Here is an 18,349-nt window from a genome sequence, read left to right on the forward strand (position 1 = left end):
CCTCCGTACGCCGTGCCGGATCAGACGGCGCCGCGGCACCCCAAAGGAGATGATCATGAGAAAGCTAGATTCCGTGGCACTCGAGATGGCGATAGTCACCATGACGATTGTCGTGCTGGCAGGTTGCGGTGGGATGTCTCACCGTGGAACGGACACCGTGATCGGGGCGGGTGTCGGCGGCGTCGCCGGCGCGGTACTGACGGGCGGCAGTGCATTGGGCACGGTGGGCGGCGCGGCCGTCGGCGGGGTGGTCGGCAATCAGGTCGGGTAATAGATCGGGCGTTTTCGGAAGACCCGGTACATGGGCAATTGGGACAGCATGGACATCGACTGGCTGAGAAACGTGTTCGGCAGGCATCCGTGTTATGTCGATGGCGGGACGCAGCCCAGGCAGTACCTACTTTTGCGACAGCAGCCGGTCGCTTTCCTTCTTGACTACCATGTAGCATTCGCACACGCGCCGCTCGAGGGCGCTGCGATCGACGACTTCAATCAATCCGCGCGAATAACGGATGATGCCTTCTTCCTGAAGCCGTTTTGCGGTTTCCGTCACACTGGCTCTGCGTACGCCGAGCATGTCGGCAATCAGTTCCTGCGTCATCCGCACGTTGCGCGAATCCAGCCGGTCAAGGCTCAGCAGCAGCCAACGGCAGAATTGCTGCGCGATCGAGTGATGGCGATTGCACACGGCCGTCTGCGCCATCTGGGTGATGAGCGCCTGCGTGTAGCGCAGAAACACGCGCTGCAATGCACCGCCGCGCGCGAATTCCTCTTTCACGATCTGTCCGCTCAGGCGGAACGCTTCGCCCGCGCTCTGGACGATGGCCCGGTTCGGCATCGTTTCACCGCCCATGAACAGCGCGACGCCAAGCAGCCCGTCGCGTCCGACCACGGCAATTTCCGCGGACGAACCGTTTTCCATCACGTACAGCATCGAAATGATCGCAGTCGTCGGCAGGTAGACGTGGCTCAGGTGATCGCCCGGTTCATACACTACATGCCCGAGCGGCAGCGCGACCCACGACAGATGGGGCTCGATGCGCTTGCGCTCGTCCATGGGCAATTCGCCGAGAAGATTGTTCGCTACTACGGGCGAGTCGGCCGCGTCGTCCCGCTCTGCGGGCACGACGCCTACTCCCGATCGGATTCGGTCGATGCGCGCAAGAAGCTTTGCATGCTGTGCTGCCTGTGTTTCCCGGTTTTTCTCGGGCAGCAAGCTCGACAGCGACGTACGCAACGTGTCGTGACCCAGTGCATCGAGGATCTTGATCTTGGTCAGGATGCCGAGATCGCTTTTGCCGGTGCGCCATGCCGAGATTTGCGCGCGCGTAAGCCCAAGGCTGTCGGCCAGTTGCGCATCGCTGCCGAACTGCCCCTCGCGCTTCAGTTCGTCGAACAGCTTGCTCCAATCAAATCGCATCGATCGATAGTTAAGTTTGGTGTCAAATTGATTTGACACCACGCCTGGTCGATGAAAAAATACGATGAGCGTTGGTATGTCAAATCCTAGAGACACTTATAGCATAGGCGCCTTCCGTCGTGAAACAGCGTCCGTGCTTCGGGCATTCACGCCGCGTTCGTGCGTTTCACGAGATCCGCATGAGTGATCGCCCGTCTTACATCCGTCTTCCTCCTTCGTTGTCCGACAGTGTTCTCGCCGTTGTGCCACCTTCCGTGGGCGATGACGAATTTGCCGCTCACCAGATCGAATTCATCCAGCGCGTTTTCAGTTATAGCGCTTATCTGCGCGAGCATGCGCGTGAGACGCCCGTCTCCGATTCCTTCCTCATTGCATTCGTTAGCCTGCTCGAGGCGATCGATGCAAATGCCCCCGAGGATGCTCGCCGATGCGCGCGGCAACTGCAGCAAATTCTCCGGATGCTCGTTGATGAGCCCGACGGCAGCCCACCTGAACCGGCTTCACCGCCCGCAATCTGTTGACCGGCTATTCCACGCCGCGCGGCCGCGTGCTGCGCTCGGCGGCAAATCCCGGGCACGGTAGCGGACAGAAGAATTGTTCGCACGATACTAGACTGCTCAAGCACTCAGACGGATCGATCGGCATACCGATTGATGATGATTAAGCCATCCATCGAAGGGTGGCTAAGCGATTGCTGGGGGAGCGGCGACATGAATATCGAAGCACTGGCTGCCCGACTGGCGCAGACGTTCGGTCCGCAGAGTCTGGCCGGACTGGCGCTCGCCGAATTGAAGCGCTGTCGGGCGAATGGCGAGCGTGCGGCCCTCATTCTGGAAAAGGGCACATTTGCCGTTGTGCACGACAGACTCAATCCCGACGATTTGCCCACTACCGTCAGGAAGCCAGCATTCGATTGCAGGGATCGCGTGGATGGCGGTAGCGGCAGACGCCTGCGATACCTCGCGCATTCGAACGGTTACGTCATCGTGTGCTGGACCGAGGGCACGCCTTTCGTTGTAAACGAACGGCACTGGCTTGTGATGAGGGTCTGCTCGCATCGCCATCGGATGTCGCCGGCGTGATCCCCGACCAGGCCGTGCTGCCGCTCGTCGCCACGAAAAGCCGCATCCTCGCCGGCGCGAGCCTCGCGACGTTCGACGCGGAAATCGTGGCGGGGCTTTCGATCGAGACCGTCCGCCTGTGGGCGTCGCTTCCCCGCATGCAGATCGCCGTCCGGAATGACTCCGGGGTTCCCTATCGCATGATCGCCGTCGAATCGATGCGCCAGTGGCACTGCTTGATCCAGTGGTTCCAGGATAACCGGTTCGCGGATGAACTTTCCGGCCGTTGCTTTTCCCGAAACAAATTCGACGCCATCTTCCGCAAGTTAGTGTGACCGGCGCGTCTAGCGGGCAGGGCATCCATACGATGCCGCCTTCAATCGAACTTGAAAAGGCAATCTTTCTCGATCACTTTACCGCCCTTCATCAAGATGCTTCGCGGAAAATCGTGGAGGGCTTGAGGGCGATTGCGTAATCTGACGCCTGACCTTAAAGGGAGCGGGAAAGATAATTACTCGACCCTAGGCACTTCAGGCGCCGGGTTGCTGGGCGAGTTATTGGTTAAAGCGTGGGGAATGGCCGATCCGATTGGCCGGTGAGTGCTGTGGGTTGGGGGGGATGGATGGCTCGCGCGACACGTTTCGAACCTGCATCGAACAGTTGCCTGAAGGCATCGCCGCGCGCATCGAAACGGTCACCATCGACATGACTACGGCCTATGAGCTGGGGATCAAGGCACAGTGCCCGCAAGCAGAAATCATCTTTGATCTGTATCGCGTCGCGGCAAAGTTCTACCGCAAGCCGGCCTGGGCGAAAAAGGCTTGGGAGGCAATGATTCGAACAGGCTCGGGAAAGCGGGATGGCCGCCCTGCAAAAGTTCGCCGGACGTTTGCAGGGCTACTGGCATGGAATCGTGACCCGAACGGAACAGCGCGGATCAAGGCCATTGCCGAATTCTTGATCCGCCTGTGCCAGTAGGCCCGATGCCGGAACGTCGGCGACGTAGCCTGCGGGACGCGCGCACGACAACGCGGAGCGCGAATGTCATGCTCCGCCTGTGTCGGGAGCAACGCCGTATCATGATCACAGTGCGTGCTCAATTCGGCGGATAGGCCATACCCCAGCGCTTTCTCGAATCGGCGATCCGTTGCTTCGCGGTCCGCAATCGTTCTTGCTCGGTCGGGCACGTATGCGTCGGCACTTCGGGCGCGGCGGGCATACCGTCGTCCGTTGCATTGTCCTGCTCGTATTTACGGCGTTGCTGCCCGACAGCGTCGTCTTTCTGCTTGCGGTCGTTCATCTGCCTGCTCCCGTGAATTCGCCTTGCGCGGGCGTATCGGCATCGACGACGCACGCGTGTCGAATACAGGATGACCGGGCCGGACGAAGAAGTCGGTACGATGCCGCGCAGTGTCGGCCAGCGCCGTTGCTGACGGATTCCTAGAGCCGCTTCAGGTCAGGAAGCAGGCGATCGAATTCGCGTTTGACCACGCTGTAGCATTCGCACACACGCTTTTCGAGCCCGGGTCGGTCCAGCACCTCGATATGGCCGTAGTTGTAGCGGATGAGGCCAGCGTCCTGCAGTTTCAATGCCGCTTCCGTCACGCCCGACCTGCGCACGCCCAGCATGTTGGCGATCAGCTCCTGCGTCATGCGCAACTGGTTCGATGGCAGACGGTCGAGGCTGAGCAGCAGCCAGCGACACAGCTGCTGATCGATCGAGTGATGACGGTTGCATACCGCGGTCTGCGCCATCTGCGTGATGAGCGCCTGCGTATAGCGCAACAACAGACGCTGCATCGAGTTGCCGCGCCGGAATTCTTCTTTCAGGACGCTCGCGTCGAGCCGGTAGGCCTGCCCAGCGCTTTGCACGACGGCGCGACTCGGCGTCGTTTCACCACCCATGAACAGCGACACGCCGATCATGCCCTCATGCCCGACGATCGCGATTTCCGCAGACGAGCCATCCTCCATCACGTACAGCAGCGACACGATCGTCGTGGTCGGAAAATAGACGTGATGAAGCTGGCCGCCCGATTCGTACAGCACTTTCCCGAGCGGCATGTCGACGATCGTCAGGTTCGGGATGATGCGTGCAAGCTCGTTCTCCGGCAGTGCGGCAAGCAGGTGATTTTCAGTGATGGGGGGGATGTCTGGCATGCGTGGTTCCTAGGCTCGCATCTGGCGCGATGGCGTTGTCTGGTCGCTTCGAGCGCAGCGGGGAGTGAGCGGGATTCACTATCGTATCTCGTCGTTCGCAGCTTGACGGTACGGTAGCTGAAAATAAGCCCGATTTCCTGACGAGCCAGGGACGGCCGTGATCGGCAAGGCTCAGGGAGCTGTTCGCCGCGCGATGTCGACTACAAGGAAGTCAGGTCAACGCCGGCTTTGGCGCCGGGCGCGGTGCAAGCGGCGCTTCCGTGAGACGGTCGGCCGGCATCCAGTCCGGTACGTTAGCGGACGGACTTCGCGCGATTTACCCCCCATCGTGATTCGACGTCTCGAATTTCATCGGGACGTCAGCCCAGGGGGTTCCGCGCGCCGTGCGGGATCGGACAGCGTAGCGGCGACCCGAGGAGATGATCATGAGAAAGCTACATTCCGTGCCGGTCGGGACGGCGATAGTCACCATAACGATGATCGTACTGGCGGGTTGCGGCGACATGTCCCACCGCGGAACGGATACCGTGATCGGGGCGGGTGTCGGCGGCGTCGCCGGTGCGGTCCTGACGGGCGGCAGTGCGTTGGGCACCGTTGGCGGTGCCGCCGTCGGAGGGGTTGTCGGCAATCAGGTCGGGAAATAGGAGGCTCGTCGAAGGGCAGGGAATCGGCACGCGCACGCGTCGTCACGGCGAAGCGTGCGCGGATACCAGTGTGGCGCGGAGTGCGAACGGAATGTCGGCATTTCTTCTGAACGGCGAACTGAGGCTGTCCTGGTTGCAGCTTGCGTGGGTCGTGTTCGTGCTCACGCATGTCACCATCATCAGCGTGACCGTGTACCTGCACCGCTGCCAGGCGCACCGGGCGCTGGATCTGCACCCGTGCATCAGTCACTTCTTCCGGTTCTGGCTGTGGTTGACGACCGGCATGCTGACCTCGCAATGGGTCGCGGTGCATCGCAAGCATCACGCGCGGAGCGAGACCCCGGACGATCCGCATAGCCCGCGAACCCGCGGCCTCGCGACCGTGCTGCTGCGCGGCGCGGAACTGTACCGTGCGGAAGTGCGGAACGAGGAAACGGCGCGCAGATACGGATCGGGGACGCCGGACGACTGGCTCGAACGCCACGTCTATGCCCGCTATCCGAATCTCGGCGTCGGGCTGCTGGTCGTGATCGACGTCGGGCTGTTCGGGTTGCCCGGCGTGGCGGCGTGGGCGATCCAGATGATATGGATTCCGTTCTGGGCCGGTGGCGTGATCAATGGCTTAGGCCATTTCAGCGGCTATCGGAATTTCGCGACACCCGATGCGAGTACCAACCTTTTCCCGCTGGGCATCCTGATCGGCGGCGAAGAGCTGCACAACAATCATCACGCGTACGTGACGTCCGCCAGGCTGTCGAATCGCTGGTTCGAGTTCGATATCGGCTGGGCGTACATCCGCCTGCTGGCGGCATTGCGGCTGGCGACCGTTCGGCGAGTCGCAACGCAGCCGCGCCTGCTCCCGGTCAAGGCAGTCGCCGACGACGCGACGCTGCAAGCGGTCATCCGCAACCGGCATGCGGTGATGGCCGCCTTTGCGCGCACGCTCGAGTCCGCCTGCCGGCGGGAACTGCGCCGCGTCGAGGACATGAGTCGAGACGACAAGCGCGCGTTCGCGCTCGGCATGAAACACTGGCTGCGCCAGGCCTGGGGCCATCGGAACAAGCCCGACCTGCGCGTGCTGACGAGCCCCAATGCCAACCGGCGAATACGCGTGTATGTGGATATGTACGACGCGTTGCTCGAGCTATGGACGTGGCCACACGCGTCGCACGAGCAATTGCTGGCTCAGTTACAGGATTGGTGCCGCTGCGCGGAGCAGAGCGGCATCGACGCGATCGCCGAATTCTCGATACACCTGCGCCGGTATGCGTGATCCCGGCCCGCCCGCGACCTGCGGTGCGGGACCGGTGTGCCACGGCGCGTGGCGCATCCGTCGCTCATCTCGCCCGATTGTCGGGGCGCAAATAACGCCACTTGCTCGCATTGGAGTTGATGCCGGCATCCTGACGGATGCGCTTTTCGGCGCGTTCGACATCGGCACGCGCGAGATCGTCCCGCTGTTTTTTCCGGGTCGCGTCATCGCGCCGGTCGATCGAGGTGCTTGAGTAATATTTCATGGATCGCTCCTGAGTGAGATGTGCTCGCGTCGCGAGACGCCGCATCGAGTCCGATGCGGCGGATGGATCAGATCGCCGTAGGGGCGATTCTGCCGTCGACGATGTCCTTGCCGAATTGCATCGCCAGATCGAGGGCGAGCGCCGCCGTTTGCGGAGCGCCATGCTCGAAAATGGTCGAGTAACGCGGCGCCGTTGCCGAGGTCGACGGAATCGTGTCGATGCGTACGATTGAACCGAAACGTTTCGGACCGGGGGCGTGGGGATCGCCGAACGGCGGGAAAAGCATTTGTGAATAGACGCGGAGTTCACGGCCGCGATATTCGAGAGTGGGAATGGTCATGATGTGCTCCTGACAGAGCGACCGTTGGCGCCGAAGGATTCGAGGGCGCCGATGCCTTGACAACGAACCGGCAGGTCTCTGTAGTGTGCGCGTTCAAAACCGGTTGCGCAATAAAAATATCGGATACCGAATCATATTGTCGATTCAGGTTGATCATCTGGCGTCAGCGAGGTGCCGCAAAACCTGCGTCCAAATAGTCGATACCGTACAGACCCGCGCGTGTCGCTCGGTTCAACATGAAGTCAATACCGAGGAGGCCGCCATGTGCATCCCACTTTCACCCGAGGTTGTCGAGACCCTCAAATCGCTTGATCGGATTCCCGATTCACAAGCCGATATTCCACGCGTCATAGCCGATGAACTGTTGACTCACGGGCTTGCATACGAGTCGCGCACCGGCGGTTCGATCAACATGACCGCCGCAGGCCGGCTGTGGCTGAATCGGTGCGCCGATTAGCGCGCACGCGTCGACCGGGTTTTTCCTGTACAACGATCCATGGACCCATGAGGCAACGATGAAAATCCAATCTACACGATGGTTTACGCTGGACCAATATGCGCCTGTGCGCGACGGATGGTATGAGGTTCGACTGGTGAGCGGAGACACGGCGTTTGCGAAGTTCGGCGACGGCGAATGGACGGAAAAGCCGATGCTCACCTTTACGCGCTGGCGAGGCTTGTGTTCCGATCCGGCCAAGTCGAGCGACCAGGAGACGCTTGCAGTGGATGCGACCGCAGATGCGACCGCGGCGAAAGGTGTCCGGGACGCGTGGGACACGTTCTTTCCCGGCGTGGGAGACGCGCAGCACAAGCCGCTTGCCGACGTGCACAGCGACCACCCTCGACGCATTGCGATATCTTGAAGGTCGGTCGGGAAGCGGGTAGCGCCGGATGTTGCCTGCACGCGCCGTCAACATCCGGTGAATTCGCGTCACGTTGCCCGATCGCGCGGTGCGATAGAACCGAACCGTTCGCGTGAGCATCCTACGGCCGCTTCCTGAGTTGCTCCTTCGCGTCACCGAATGACGCTTGCGTCTTTCCGATGACCTGTTCGACCTTGCCCTGCATCCTGGTCGATCGATTTCCCATGATTCTGCCGACCATTTCCTTCAGTTTGCCCTTCGCTTCCGCGATGCGGCCTCTCATCTGATCCCTGTTCATCATCTTGCTCCTTGACATGGATCGCATGTTTCACCGGTACGAAATCCTGAACCATCGAAGCGTCGTACTGGTGCTTCGGCGCGCGACAATCAGGATGCCGGAATACAGGTTGAGCGCGTTCGTGACGGAAGTCGGTACGATGCCGTACGTGAACCGGCACCGCCACGCGAGCAGGTGTATGCGGGCGGCTCCCGGGTCGATCGCTGCGAAGGGTGGTTGTCTGTTTTTACATGCTTGGTACGCTTTCGTACCGCATTCACGTTCGCCAGTGTGTAGCGTCGGGGATATCCACGAACTGCCTGAGGCGAATCATGCAGCGAAAAACACTTACATGAGGTACGCAGGGATCGCGTCTTGCTATCTGCGTCGTGGTGCAGGGATGCACGACGACCGGCACATCCGACGCGAGCGGCCGCCAGATCGACGAATGCCACATCACCGCCGCCGGCGTCGGCTCGCTCCTTGCGCGCTCTTGCGCGACCGCCAAGAGCCCGCGTGTCGCCTGGGTCAAGTCGCTGTAACGAGCATCGGAGGCAGCGCGGATTCGTATCCATCTGTCGTTTTCAATCTTGCGGAGGGCATATGCACATCCTCACGAGCGCAGGCCCACTGGTTTCGCTGATCGCCGGCATTCTGATTCTCGTCGTGCCGCGGCTGTTGAATTACATCGTTGCGATCTACCTGATCGTCATCGGGTTGCTCGGTTTGTTCGGAGGGCATCTCCACTGAACCGGGTCCCGTCACCCGAAAAAGCAGGTGACGAACTTCGCAGGTGGTACCCACGATCGTCGGCTCGTCGGTGTCGACAGGTCGATCCGTCGCGCGGTGCCGTGCGTCCGGTACGTCGCCGGACATACTCCACGCCCGCGTCCGCCTACCTTGATATCGAAAGAGTCGATGCACGTCCCGAACCGGGTGCATCGCGCACGAGCCCTGCATGAAGAAGCAGGACGACTTCCGTCCGGGTAACTCCGGCATTCGAGAGGCGACCCCGCGAATTTCGACGCGACCGGCGACGAACGGCGCGTGCGCGCGTCGACGTGGAATCGCTCGGGAGCGTTTCGACGGAAACATCGGTTCGATTGCATTCGGCGAGGCCAACGATGCGGACGCATCGCGGCATGACTGGCCGGATTGATTGAAGAGAGACGGCATGTCACTGGGACTACTTCTACTGATCGTTGCCGTGCTGCTGATGGTCGGGATGATCCCGACCCGGCGCTACAGCAACGGCTGGGGTTATGGTCCAAGCGGATTGCTGGGCTTGGTATTGGTCGTGTTACTCATACTGATGCGGCTGGGCAGGCTGTGACGCGGGACATCATCGACGCTGCAAGTTCATGGAAGGACTGTCGCCCGGCACCTTGAGTGTCGGGTGTGGCATCGCGCCAAACCGTTCGACCAGCCCACGCATCGCGTCACTACGCCCGTCCTGGGTCTCACGCATAACGACGCATCAGCGGCGCAGCTGAAATACCGTGCAGCACGATCGACACGGCGATGATGGCCAGTACCCACGGAACCATCGGCAACAGTTGCGCGCGCGGCTCTTGCTCGATGGCCAGCATCAGGTAATACAGGGAACCCACGCCGCGAATGCCGAACCAGCTGATCAGCCGGCGCTGGTGGTGCGACGCCCGGGAGCCGATCAGCGCAAGCTGGGTGGCGGCCGGCCGGATGACGAACAGCAGTGTCGCGACCACGGCCGCGCCCGCCCAGGTGAGCATGTCAGCCCAATACCGTGAGACGAGCGCGCCGATCAGCAGGATCAGGACGGCTTCGACGATGTGTTCAAGCTCGATTGTGAATCCCATGACCGATTCCGCGACGAAGGCATGGGCTTTGTCGGGATCGGTGGCGGTGGCTTCGACATCTTCGCTGTTCACGACGCCGACCGTCTCCTTCGACGTCTTCTGGCCGCTCGTTCGATGTTCGACGCGCCGCATCGCGACGCCCGCCGCGAACACGGCCAGGAACCCGTAGCCATGAATGGCGAGCGCCACACCGTACGACAGCATGATCAGGCCGAGCGCGAAGAACCCTTCGAGGCCGAGCGCCTGGCTGTGACGGCTGCGCAGGAATGCGACGAGCCGGGCCGTGACGAAGCCGAGCAGCCAGCCTGCGCCCGCACCGGACGCGATACCCCATGCAATGCCGCCGACCATGCTCCAGTAAAGCGCCGACGTCGTGCCGGAACCGCACAAAAGCATGCCGAGTACCGCGCACGGGTAGGCCGTGCCGTCGTTGATCCCACCTTCGGCGGACAACGAAAAACGTACCAGCTCGACGTCACCCGCGTCGCGCACGCCGACGTCATGAGCGAGCACGGGGTCGGTCGGCGCGATCATCGCGCCGAGAAGTACCGCGACACCGAGATTCAAATTCAGCACCAGCACGCCGAGCGCGGCGATCGACGCCACGGTGAAGATCATTGCGACGACGCCGAGCCGCAGCGGCAGCATCCAGCGGGGATCGGCGGGCGGGACACGCAGCCTCAGGCCGATCGCGAACAGCGAGATCAGCAAGCCGATTTCGGCAGCAATGCGCAAGTTCGTGACGTCGTCCGGCAATTTCAGCGACAGGAAGCCGGTGCCGGCCGGTCCGACCAGAAAGCCGATCCCGAGATACACCATGGCCGCACTCAGCGGCAGGCGCTTAAGCGACGATCCGATGAGTCCCATGAAAATCAGCAGGGCTCCGAAGATGAGGCATCCGATCGTTTCGGTCACTTTGCATACCTCGCGTGGATCACGTTGTGCTCGCCGCGTGTCGGCCGCAGGTCGCCATGCGACGTCGTGGAGGGTGGTGCGCGGCACGCACGGGACGGCTCGCGCCGGACGGGGCGCCGATGCCCCCCGCGCCCGTCGCACAGTATCGCGCCGGGCGCCTGCATTGCGGCCGTCGCTGCCGGGAAGTGCCCCGCGCGCATGCGATGTACGGTAGCGGGCAGAGCGGCGCAGTGCTTCGGCATAGACTGTCCGCCGTTCCTCACGACAACCGGAGCATTGCCATGGCCCACACAGCAATCGAGGAAGACCTCCGTTCACTCGAACGACTCATTGCACGCGTCGCCCCCGGTGAGCCTGCGCCATGGGCACTCTGGCGAATTAGGCTGGAATCGATTCTCGAACACGGCAGTCCGACGCCATCTGAACGCATGCATGTCGTCAGCATCATCGCCCTTATTCTCATGCTCGAGCGCCGAGCCGGCAAGCCCGCCACCGCTTGAGCATGGCGGGTGGCGGAATGGGCGGCGCTTCGCGCGTTCGGTTGGTTGTGGAAGGTCCCGGCGCCCGCCGTCCGCCACGCGCATGCCGGCAGTCACGGCCGTGCGCGAACGAGAATGCGCCAGTGCCTTATACAGGAGAGCGGAGCGGATCACGTGGCGCATCGTGCCCGATGCCCAGTCGATGGTCGACGCGGTACTCGAAGCCGGTATGTGCCATGCCAGCTGCGGCCCGAACGGTTGATACGCGTACGGGCCGTCCACGGATCAGGCGAGCAGTTTCAGTGCGTGGTCGCAGACGTTCTCGACCGTGAAGCCGAAATCTCGCATCAGCTGGGCGCCCGGCGCCGACGCGCCGAAACCCGCGATGCCGAGTACGTCGCCACGATCGCCGACATAGCGGTGCCAGCCTTGTGACACACCCGCTTCGATCGCCAGCCGCGCGCCGACCGACTTCGGCAGCACGGCGTCCTGATATGGCTGGGGCTGAGCGTCGAATAATCTCCAACAGGGCAGCGACACCACCCGAACCGCTACGCCGCGCGCGAGCAATTCGACTTGTGCTGCCAGCGCGAGCGTGACTTCCGAGCCCGTCGCGATCAGGATCAGCGTGGGGTGGCCATCGGGGGCATCGGCCAAGACGTAGCCGCCACGCCGCAAGCCCTCGGCCGGCGCGAACCGGAGGCGATCGATGGTCGGCACGTCCTGGCGGGTCAGTACCAGCGCAGTCGGTCGCTCCCGCGCTTCGAGCGCCACACGCCACGCGACGGCGGTTTCATTGGCATCGGCCGGTCGAATCACCAGCAGGCCCGGGACCGCACGCAGTCCGGCAAGCTGCTCCATCGGCTGATGTGTCGCACCGTCCTCGCCGACGGCGAGACTGTCGTGCGTGAACACGTAGATCACCTGCAGACGCATCAATGCGGCGAGCCGGATCGGCGGACGCATGTAGTCGGAAAAGATCAGAAAGGTCGCGCCGAATGGCCGGATGCCGCCGTGGGCCGCCAAGCCGTTCAGGATCGCGCCCATCGCATGCTCGCGCACGCCGAAATGCAGATTGCGGCCGCTACGGCTCCAGCCGCCGCCGTCGGACCCTTGTCGGTCGAGCGCGTTCACGCCGGCGGCCTCGAAATCGCCGAGCCCGATTAGCGCGGTGAAGGTGGAGGGGTTTAGGTCGGCGGAGCCGCCGACCAGCGACGGGACGCGGGAGGCGAGGGCGTTCAACACCTTGCCGGATGCGACCCGCGTCGCCATGCCTTTCGGATCGGCCGGAAAGACCGGGATATCGCGGTCCCAACCGTCGGGCAGCTTGCCGTGCACAGTGTTCAGCAGCATCCGAGCCAGCTCGGGGAACGCGCGCGTATAGGCCTCGAACCGCGCGTTCCACTGCTCTTCCCGTACTCGCCCCTCCGCCAGCGCCCGGCGAAAATGCGCGAGCGCCGGTGGGGGAATATGAAACGCGGGATCGGGCGGCCAGCCGAGGTTGTGCTTGGTCAGGCGCACCTCGGCATCGCCGAGTGGCGATCCGTGAGCCTGGTACGTGTCTTGCCGGTTGGGCGAGCCATAGCCGAGATGCGTGCGCACGAGGATCAACGACGGACGTCGCTGCTCGGCGCGTGCGTTGACCAGCGCCGCATCGATGGCGGCCAGGTCGTTGCCGTCTTCGACCGTTTCGGTATGCCAGCCGTAGGCGTCGAACCGTTGTGCGCGATCTTCGGTGAAGGTGATCGCGGTGCCGGCGGACAGCGTGACGCGATTATCGTCGTACAGGCAGATCAGCTTGCCGAGCTGGAGATGGCCGGCAAGCGATGCCGCTTCCGCCGCGACGCCTTCCATCAGGTCGCCGTCGCTGACGAGTGCGTAGGTGCGGTGATCCACGATCTCGAAGCCGGGACGGTTGTAGCACGCGGCGAGCTGCGTTTCCGCCATCGCCATGCCGACGGCGTTGGCGAAACCCTGGCCGAGCGGGCCGGTCGTCGTCTCGACACCCGGAGTGAGGCCGCGCTCCGGATGGCCGGGCGTGAGGCTGCCCGATTGCCGGAAGCGGCCGATCTGATCTAGCGGCAGGTCGTAGCCGGTGAGGTGGAGCAGGCTGTACAACAGCATCGATCCATGTCCGGCCGACAGGATGAAGCGATCGCGATCGAACCATGCCGGATTGGCCGGGTGATGCTTGAGATGACGCATCCATAGCGCATAGGCCATCGGCGCGGCGCCGAGCGGCAGGCCTGGATGGCCGCTCGCCGCTTTCTGCACGGCATCGATCGACAGGAAGCGCAGCGTATTGATGCAGAGCGCATCGAGTGCCGCCCCTTGGATTGACGGGAAATCGGTTGAGGTCATGCAACTGCTCCTTGGCGTTCGGTCACGCAACATCCCAAACGGGATGGTGGTTGCGTTGACGGCCCGTCGTCCGCGTTATCGGTCTCGGGGCCAGTAGCCGTGCTTGCCGTAGAATTCGTGCAACTCGATTTCGTAGCTTCGATGCACGAGCTGCGAGTCGTCGTAGGGAGGGCTGCGGCGGATCGCGTCGCGCGTGAGCGTGGCCGACACCGTTTCCGTATGCCATTCCACCTGGTCAAGCCAGTGCGTCGCGATCAGGACTTCCTTGCCGGTCGACCACCAGCTCGACGTGTCGATCGCCAGATAGCGGATCACCCAGGCTTCATCGTCGTAAATGAAGTCGGACACGTGACCGATATGTCCGTCCGTGGCTTCGAGCCGATATCCGTCGACCTCGCCGGTGCTGCGCAAATGCGTATCCGCCGGCGCACTGGCCGGCGCGCCGTGCGAGAACAGCGGGTCGCCGGCATCGAGATCCTGCGACGGTCCGGCCGGATCGAAAGCCGGGTAAGCACCCATCCCCCAAAGGTTCGGGCCGCCCCAGTAAGTCGGGTAGTTGTAGTAACGCAGGTACTCGATCTCGTGCTGGCGCGATACCGGCTTGTGCGTGTCCAGATTCGGGCTGTCTCTCACCTGCTCTTGCGACAGACTGACATATAGCGTGCGGAATTCGGGATGTGTTACGGAATATGGCGAGATTAGAACCCGTCTGTCGTGCAGCCAGTCGCCCGTCTCGACGACGAGGTAGCGAATACACCAGTTGTCGTCGTCGAAGTAGGCCTGGTTAATGTGCCCGATATCGCCGTCCTTCGCTCGAACCGTGTCTCCGTGCAACCTTCGGATGCTTCGCAACATGATGTCCTCGTCAGAGCGATGCCCGGCACTTCGGTGATCCGGCTGACCTGCCTGCCGTGCAGTGGTATCCAGCCGTTCGCCCGCCGATGCGGAGCGATGCCTGCCAAGCGCGTCCCCTCGGGTGGCCGGCATGATTGAGACGCTACACGCGACGAATGCCCGATGCGGTACGAAACCGTACAATGCGCGCACGGGCGCGAACCGCCCCTCCCGGCATGTCGCGACACCTCCTCGCCAGCTTCGTCATCAGGATCACGAAGCAGTGAGGATCGCCACATCCACGTGCCGCCAGGTGTACCCGTCCGCCGGACTGGATTCGTACGTCAACGCAGCCGCAGCGGGATGAACAGCGAGACGCCGGGCGCCGGTGCCGGCTCGTAAACCATCGGAGGCGCGGCATAAGCGTCATCCTCGCCATCGTAATAGCCGTCGCCTCCATGCCGGTGATGGTCGTAGTAGCGACCGCCCTGATGTGTCATGCGCGCGTGATTGCCCTTGTCCCAGCCGTGATTCATTCTCTCCGCATGCAACTGCGGTGCAACGACAAGGCAGCCGAACGCAACGATCATGCCGACGAGCCGCGTGCCTGATCTCGGCGCCACCGTGTTTCGACGTGCGTGTCCGGCAGAAACGTCCATCATGTTCTCCCGTGTACGATCCGCAATCTGCCGGTCAGCGGCTGTCATCGACAGTCGGTATCGGCAGAAGGTCCGGAACTATTGCTCCTTGATCAGGTGGCGACCGTTGCCACGGAAAATCGCATTCGCGTTCTGCTTTTACGTATCGGACATCTTGTCGTAAAGCGGCTGAAACGCCGTGGTCAGCTTTTTGACGCCATCTGCGTGCACGTTGGTGACTTCGCCATAGGAATGAAGATCGCCCATCGCGCTCATGTCGTTCGCGTGATCGCTACGTGCCTTCCTGAGCGATTCCATCGCGTTCGCGTTGTCGCGCATCACCTGCGCCACCGGCTGCCACAGCGATTCCTGGCCAGGCGTGATGCCAAGCCGCTGGTGCAGGCTGTTGATGCGCCCGTCGATCGACCTTTGCGCCGCCACGGGCATGATGTGGGGCGGTGCTTGATCCGGTGCGGAGCCGCGGGCATTCGAGAGTGAGGGGAAGACGGCCGCGCCGAGGGCGACTGTCGCCGCCACGGAGAACTCGCCGGCAATCTGTCGGGGGAGAGCGAGAAGAACGAGTGTCGTGGCGGATCCTGGTGAAAAATTGGGAAGAAGTCGACGTACCGCGACGCATCCGGTCGGCGGCGAATTTCGGCCCGGTAGCCCAGCTATACGCGGGATGCGCGGGCTCAGTCTGTCCGATGCCGGACGGTTTGCCGGTGTACGTGGCCGTTTCGCGATGTCCGGCGGATCACGCTCGCACCGGGCGGAATATTCCAATCGGGCCTATGCTGGCATCGTGACCGGAGGCGTTTCACGCTGGTGGGCCAGATGAATCCGGCCCGATCCGACCATCAACTCCACGGAGGCGGTTATGCGCAGCAGGTATCGAGAGCAGCATACGAACGGTGGCAAGAGCGAGCGCAATGTCGACGAGGCGGTGGAGGGGACGTTCCCCGCCAGCGATCCGCCGTCGATCGGTGGTGTCACGAGGATGATCTCCCGCCCGGCCCATCGAAAGCATCACCGGAAGTCGTTGCACATCAAGCACCGCTAGCGCAGGGGCAGCGCCCTGCGAGACTACGAAGGATCGAGTCGTCGCCGGTATTCGGCGATATCGATAAGCGTGGCGGAATCGGTCGGAGCGTCGGCGAGCCAATATTCCCGAGGTGCTCGGGTACGGAACCGTACCGACTTCCAATGCCGGTGCGCGCAGCGTTTCCTCGTGCGTCGAGTGCCGCTTTCGATGTCGAGGCCGTGTACGAGACGGATATTCCCGGAACTTGTCCAAGGAGGACATCATGAGGATGCTCCACACCCCCGACCGATCCGGGGATGACGGCAACGGGGGCAAGCTCGTCGAACGCGATGCTGGCGATGAACCCGGTCATATGGTGACGACCGCCGATGTCCTGAGGGGCAGCAAGATCATCGCGTCGGACGGTGAGGATATCGGCAACGTGTTCGACATCGTGCTCGATTTGCACCACGGCAAAATTGCCTACGCGGTAGCGTCCAGCGGCGGCATGGGCGAGATGCTTTGTGCCATTCCGTGGAGTGCGATGAAATACGATGTCGGTGACAAATGTTTCCACCTGGACGTGACCGCCGCGCATGTCAAAAGCACCCCTGGCTTCGACGACGAGCATTGGCCGGTGATGACGCAATCGCAGTGGGGATTGTCGCTTCACCAGTACTACAATCGGGCGCCGTACTGGGTCGTCGGATGAGGCGAGGTTGGCGGCAAGGTGTCGATCGGCCGCTTCCGGGCCTTCTCGGGCATCGAGTGCAGTTGCGGGGAAGGCCGGCACGATGCGGCTCAGTGGCGGCTAGAGTCTCTTCAGATCGGGAAGCAGGCGATCGAATTCGCGTTTGACCACCGCATAGCATTCGCACACGCGCGTTTCGAGCCCGGGTCGGTCCAGCACTTCGATATGGCCGTAGTTGTAGCGGATGAGGCCCGCGTCCTGCAGCTTCAATGCAGCCTCCGTCACGCCCGACCGCCGCACGCCCAGCATGTTGGCGATCAGTTCCTGCGTCATGCGCAACTGGTTCGACGGCAGGCGGTCGAGACTGAGCAGCAGCCAGCGGCACAGCTGCTGATCGATGGAATGATGGCGGTTGCACACCGCGGTCTGCGCCATCTGCGTGATGAGCGCCTGCGTATAGCGCAACAACAGGCGTTGCATCGCATTGCCACGCCTGAATTCTTCTTTCAGGACGCTCGCGTCGAGCCGGTAGGCCTGCCCAGCGCTTTGCACGACGGCGCGACTCGGCGTCGTTTCGCCGCCCATGAACAGCGACACACCGATCATGCCCTCATGCCCGACGATCGCGATTTCCGCAGACGAGCCGTCCTCCATCACGTACAGCAGCGACACGATCGACGTGGTCGGAAAATAGACGTGATGAAGCTGGCCGCCCGACTCGTACAGCACCTTTCCCAACGGCATGTCGACGAGCGTCAGGTAAGCGGCGAGGTGAGCGCGTTCGTTTTCCGGCAGCGCGGCAAGCAGGTGATTTTCGGTGATGGGCGGGTTGTCCTGCATGCGTGGCTCCTGCGCTCGCGCTCGGGCGACGATGAAGAATCCAGCCATTAGGGGCGCAGTGGGAATCGGCGGGAGAGGCCAATCCTCACACTTTACCGATCCGACGACCGGACGGGATGGCGGCAGCAATATGTCCCTTTTCTCGATGAGTTCGGGAGACCGTTCGAGCGGGAATCCTGCATCAAAAATTATAGTGCCGGCACATGTCTCATCAAGGTGGGCGCAATCACGCGCACTCGATACGGAACCGATATTTCACGGAGCAGTTGACGGGAAATCGATCGCGGTCGGCAGGCCTGAGCGGTGTCGACCGCGGAAGGATGAGCCGCGATGAAGCGCGCGCGCGTCCGCTCCGTTGCCGGACAGGTGCCACACGAGCACGGTTACGCGCCGTTCAGGCGAGTCGAATTCAGATCCGCCGCCGCGTCCTCAGGGCGCCGCGTCTGCCGGCTC

The 18,349-nt window shown here is 62.6% G+C and carries 25 protein-coding genes and 1 pseudogene; 14 read left to right on the forward strand and 12 right to left on the reverse strand.

Translation table 11 applies throughout. The annotated features are described in order from the left end of the window. The first annotated feature begins 55 nt into the window (after window positions 1-55). Entirely contained in the window at window positions 56-271 is a 216-nt protein-coding gene (locus tag ABY44_RS28950; protein ID WP_234743368.1) for a glycine zipper 2TM domain-containing protein, read from the forward strand. Between the two features lie 126 nt (window positions 272-397). Here ABY44_RS28950 and ABY44_RS28955 read toward each other — a convergent pair whose 3' ends face one another. Beyond that, window positions 398-1,459, reverse strand: coding sequence for a helix-turn-helix domain-containing protein (locus tag ABY44_RS28955; protein WP_226153370.1), 1,062 nt, complete (start codon window positions 1,457-1,459; stop codon window positions 398-400). Window positions 1,460-1,599: 140 nt separating this feature from the next. Between ABY44_RS28955 and ABY44_RS28960 the strand changes: the two genes are divergently transcribed. The 4 genes and pseudogenes from ABY44_RS28960 to ABY44_RS28975 all read left to right on the forward strand — a co-directional run. Further along, window positions 1,600-1,941, forward strand: coding sequence for a hypothetical protein (locus tag ABY44_RS28960; protein WP_234743370.1), 342 nt, complete (start codon window positions 1,600-1,602; stop codon window positions 1,939-1,941). A 189-nt stretch (window positions 1,942-2,130) separates the two neighbouring features. Further along, a complete protein-coding gene (locus ABY44_RS28965) occupies window positions 2,131-2,502 on the forward strand; it encodes a hypothetical protein (protein ID WP_127479540.1) in 372 nt (123 codons plus the stop codon). Further along, window positions 2,499-2,816, forward strand: coding sequence for a hypothetical protein (locus ABY44_RS28970; protein ID WP_226153369.1), 318 nt, complete (start codon window positions 2,499-2,501; stop codon window positions 2,814-2,816). The genes ABY44_RS28965 and ABY44_RS28970 overlap by 4 nt, the downstream gene beginning before the upstream one ends. A 240-nt stretch (window positions 2,817-3,056) precedes the next feature. After that, window positions 3,057-3,403: pseudogene (locus ABY44_RS28975) on the forward strand (transposase); the annotation flags it as partial. A gap of 174 nt (window positions 3,404-3,577) precedes the next feature. Here ABY44_RS28975 and ABY44_RS28980 read toward each other — a convergent pair. Together ABY44_RS28980 and ABY44_RS28985 are read right to left on the reverse strand one after the other, a co-directional pair. After that, the gene (locus ABY44_RS28980; protein ID WP_006413539.1) at window positions 3,578-3,781 is read right to left on the reverse strand and encodes a hypothetical protein; all 204 of its coding nucleotides are present in this window, start codon (window positions 3,779-3,781) and stop codon (window positions 3,578-3,580) included. Between the two features lie 140 nt (window positions 3,782-3,921). Next, on the reverse strand, window positions 3,922-4,641 hold the full coding sequence (locus ABY44_RS28985; protein WP_011548853.1) for a Crp/Fnr family transcriptional regulator: 720 nt from the start codon (window positions 4,639-4,641) through the stop codon (window positions 3,922-3,924). 425 nt (window positions 4,642-5,066) lie between these two features. Here ABY44_RS28985 and ABY44_RS28990 point away from each other — a divergent pair, with 425 nt between their 5' ends. Next, window positions 5,067-5,285, forward strand: a complete 219-nt coding sequence (locus ABY44_RS28990) for a glycine zipper 2TM domain-containing protein (RefSeq protein ID WP_059236745.1) — start codon at window positions 5,067-5,069, stop codon at window positions 5,283-5,285. A 91-nt stretch (window positions 5,286-5,376) separates the two neighbouring features. Continuing rightward, on the forward strand, window positions 5,377-6,558 hold the full coding sequence (locus ABY44_RS28995; protein ID WP_027792669.1) for a DesA family fatty acid desaturase: 1,182 nt from the start codon (window positions 5,377-5,379) through the stop codon (window positions 6,556-6,558). A 64-nt stretch (window positions 6,559-6,622) separates the two neighbouring features. Here ABY44_RS28995 and ABY44_RS29000 read toward each other — a convergent pair whose 3' ends face one another. Next, window positions 6,623-6,802 (reverse strand): hypothetical protein, encoded by a 180-nt coding sequence (locus tag ABY44_RS29000; protein ID WP_006413543.1) that lies wholly within the window; start codon window positions 6,800-6,802, stop codon window positions 6,623-6,625. Between the two features lie 67 nt (window positions 6,803-6,869). Next, window positions 6,870-7,142, reverse strand: a complete 273-nt coding sequence (locus ABY44_RS29005; protein ID WP_006413577.1) for a hypothetical protein — start codon at window positions 7,140-7,142, stop codon at window positions 6,870-6,872. Between the two features lie 262 nt (window positions 7,143-7,404). Here ABY44_RS29005 and ABY44_RS29010 point away from each other — a divergent pair, with 262 nt between their 5' ends. Together ABY44_RS29010 and ABY44_RS29015 are read left to right on the forward strand one after the other, a co-directional pair. Next, on the forward strand, window positions 7,405-7,599 hold the full coding sequence (locus ABY44_RS29010) for a hypothetical protein (protein WP_034196223.1): 195 nt from the start codon (window positions 7,405-7,407) through the stop codon (window positions 7,597-7,599). 58 nt (window positions 7,600-7,657) lie between these two features. Further along, window positions 7,658-8,005 carry a hypothetical protein gene (locus ABY44_RS29015; RefSeq protein WP_011548858.1) on the forward strand — a complete coding sequence of 116 codons (348 nt, stop codon included), beginning with the start codon at window positions 7,658-7,660 and terminating at the stop codon, window positions 8,003-8,005. 121 nt (window positions 8,006-8,126) lie between these two features. Here the strand turns inward: ABY44_RS29015 and ABY44_RS29020 are convergent, their stop codons facing one another. Further along, window positions 8,127-8,303 (reverse strand): CsbD family protein, encoded by a 177-nt coding sequence (locus ABY44_RS29020; protein WP_027792671.1) that lies wholly within the window; start codon window positions 8,301-8,303, stop codon window positions 8,127-8,129. Window positions 8,304-8,885: 582 nt separating this feature from the next. On the opposite strand from ABY44_RS29020, the gene ABY44_RS29025 reads away from it, so the two are divergent. The 3 genes from ABY44_RS29025 (at window position 8,886) to ABY44_RS29035 (ending at window position 9,615) form a co-directional block, all read left to right on the forward strand. After that, window positions 8,886-9,032: a DUF3096 domain-containing protein gene (locus ABY44_RS29025; protein WP_006413561.1), complete on the forward strand. Its 147-nt coding sequence runs from the start codon at window positions 8,886-8,888 to the stop codon at window positions 9,030-9,032. 208 nt (window positions 9,033-9,240) lie between these two features. Further along, complete coding sequence (locus ABY44_RS29030; protein WP_006413579.1) at window positions 9,241-9,441, forward strand: hypothetical protein; 201 nt, start codon at window positions 9,241-9,243, stop codon at window positions 9,439-9,441. Between the two features lie 15 nt (window positions 9,442-9,456). After that, on the forward strand, window positions 9,457-9,615 hold the full coding sequence (locus ABY44_RS29035) for a DUF3309 family protein (protein WP_088924800.1): 159 nt from the start codon (window positions 9,457-9,459) through the stop codon (window positions 9,613-9,615). 127 nt (window positions 9,616-9,742) lie between these two features. On the opposite strand, the gene ABY44_RS29040 is transcribed toward ABY44_RS29035, so the two are convergent. The 5 genes from ABY44_RS29040 to ABY44_RS29060 all read right to left on the reverse strand — a co-directional run bounded on the left by ABY44_RS29040 (window position 9,743) and on the right by ABY44_RS29060 (window position 15,881). Then, window positions 9,743-11,032, reverse strand: a complete 1,290-nt coding sequence (locus tag ABY44_RS29040; protein ID WP_125381367.1) for a cation:proton antiporter — start codon at window positions 11,030-11,032, stop codon at window positions 9,743-9,745. A 764-nt stretch (window positions 11,033-11,796) separates the two neighbouring features. After that, window positions 11,797-13,872: a transketolase gene (tkt, locus tag ABY44_RS29045; protein ID WP_234743371.1), complete on the reverse strand. Its 2,076-nt coding sequence runs from the start codon at window positions 13,870-13,872 to the stop codon at window positions 11,797-11,799. A 75-nt stretch (window positions 13,873-13,947) separates the two neighbouring features. Continuing rightward, complete coding sequence (locus ABY44_RS29050; protein ID WP_011694893.1) at window positions 13,948-14,727, reverse strand: PRC-barrel domain-containing protein; 780 nt, start codon at window positions 14,725-14,727, stop codon at window positions 13,948-13,950. A 323-nt stretch (window positions 14,728-15,050) separates the two neighbouring features. Continuing rightward, on the reverse strand, window positions 15,051-15,413 hold the full coding sequence (locus ABY44_RS29055) for a hypothetical protein (protein WP_226153368.1): 363 nt from the start codon (window positions 15,411-15,413) through the stop codon (window positions 15,051-15,053). A gap of 90 nt (window positions 15,414-15,503) precedes the next feature. Continuing rightward, window positions 15,504-15,881 (reverse strand): Spy/CpxP family protein refolding chaperone, encoded by a 378-nt coding sequence (locus ABY44_RS29060; RefSeq protein ID WP_011548864.1) that lies wholly within the window; start codon window positions 15,879-15,881, stop codon window positions 15,504-15,506. A 340-nt stretch (window positions 15,882-16,221) separates the two neighbouring features. Here ABY44_RS29060 and ABY44_RS29065 point away from each other — a divergent pair, with 340 nt between their 5' ends. After that, window positions 16,222-16,404, forward strand: coding sequence for a hypothetical protein (locus ABY44_RS29065; RefSeq protein ID WP_011548865.1), 183 nt, complete (start codon window positions 16,222-16,224; stop codon window positions 16,402-16,404). Window positions 16,405-16,648: 244 nt separating this feature from the next. Continuing rightward, complete coding sequence (locus ABY44_RS29070) at window positions 16,649-17,077, forward strand: PRC-barrel domain-containing protein (protein WP_027792673.1); 429 nt, start codon at window positions 16,649-16,651, stop codon at window positions 17,075-17,077. Window positions 17,078-17,176: 99 nt separating this feature from the next. Here the strand turns inward: ABY44_RS29070 and ABY44_RS29075 are convergent, their stop codons facing one another. After that, window positions 17,177-17,896, reverse strand: coding sequence for a Crp/Fnr family transcriptional regulator (locus tag ABY44_RS29075; RefSeq protein ID WP_234743372.1), 720 nt, complete (start codon window positions 17,894-17,896; stop codon window positions 17,177-17,179). Between the last annotated feature and the right edge of the window lie 453 nt (window positions 17,897-18,349).

The sequence above is a fragment of the Burkholderia sp. ZZQ-2 genome (assembly GCF_050768715.1).
Taxonomy (GTDB): domain Bacteria; phylum Pseudomonadota; class Gammaproteobacteria; order Burkholderiales; family Burkholderiaceae; genus Burkholderia; species Burkholderia cepacia.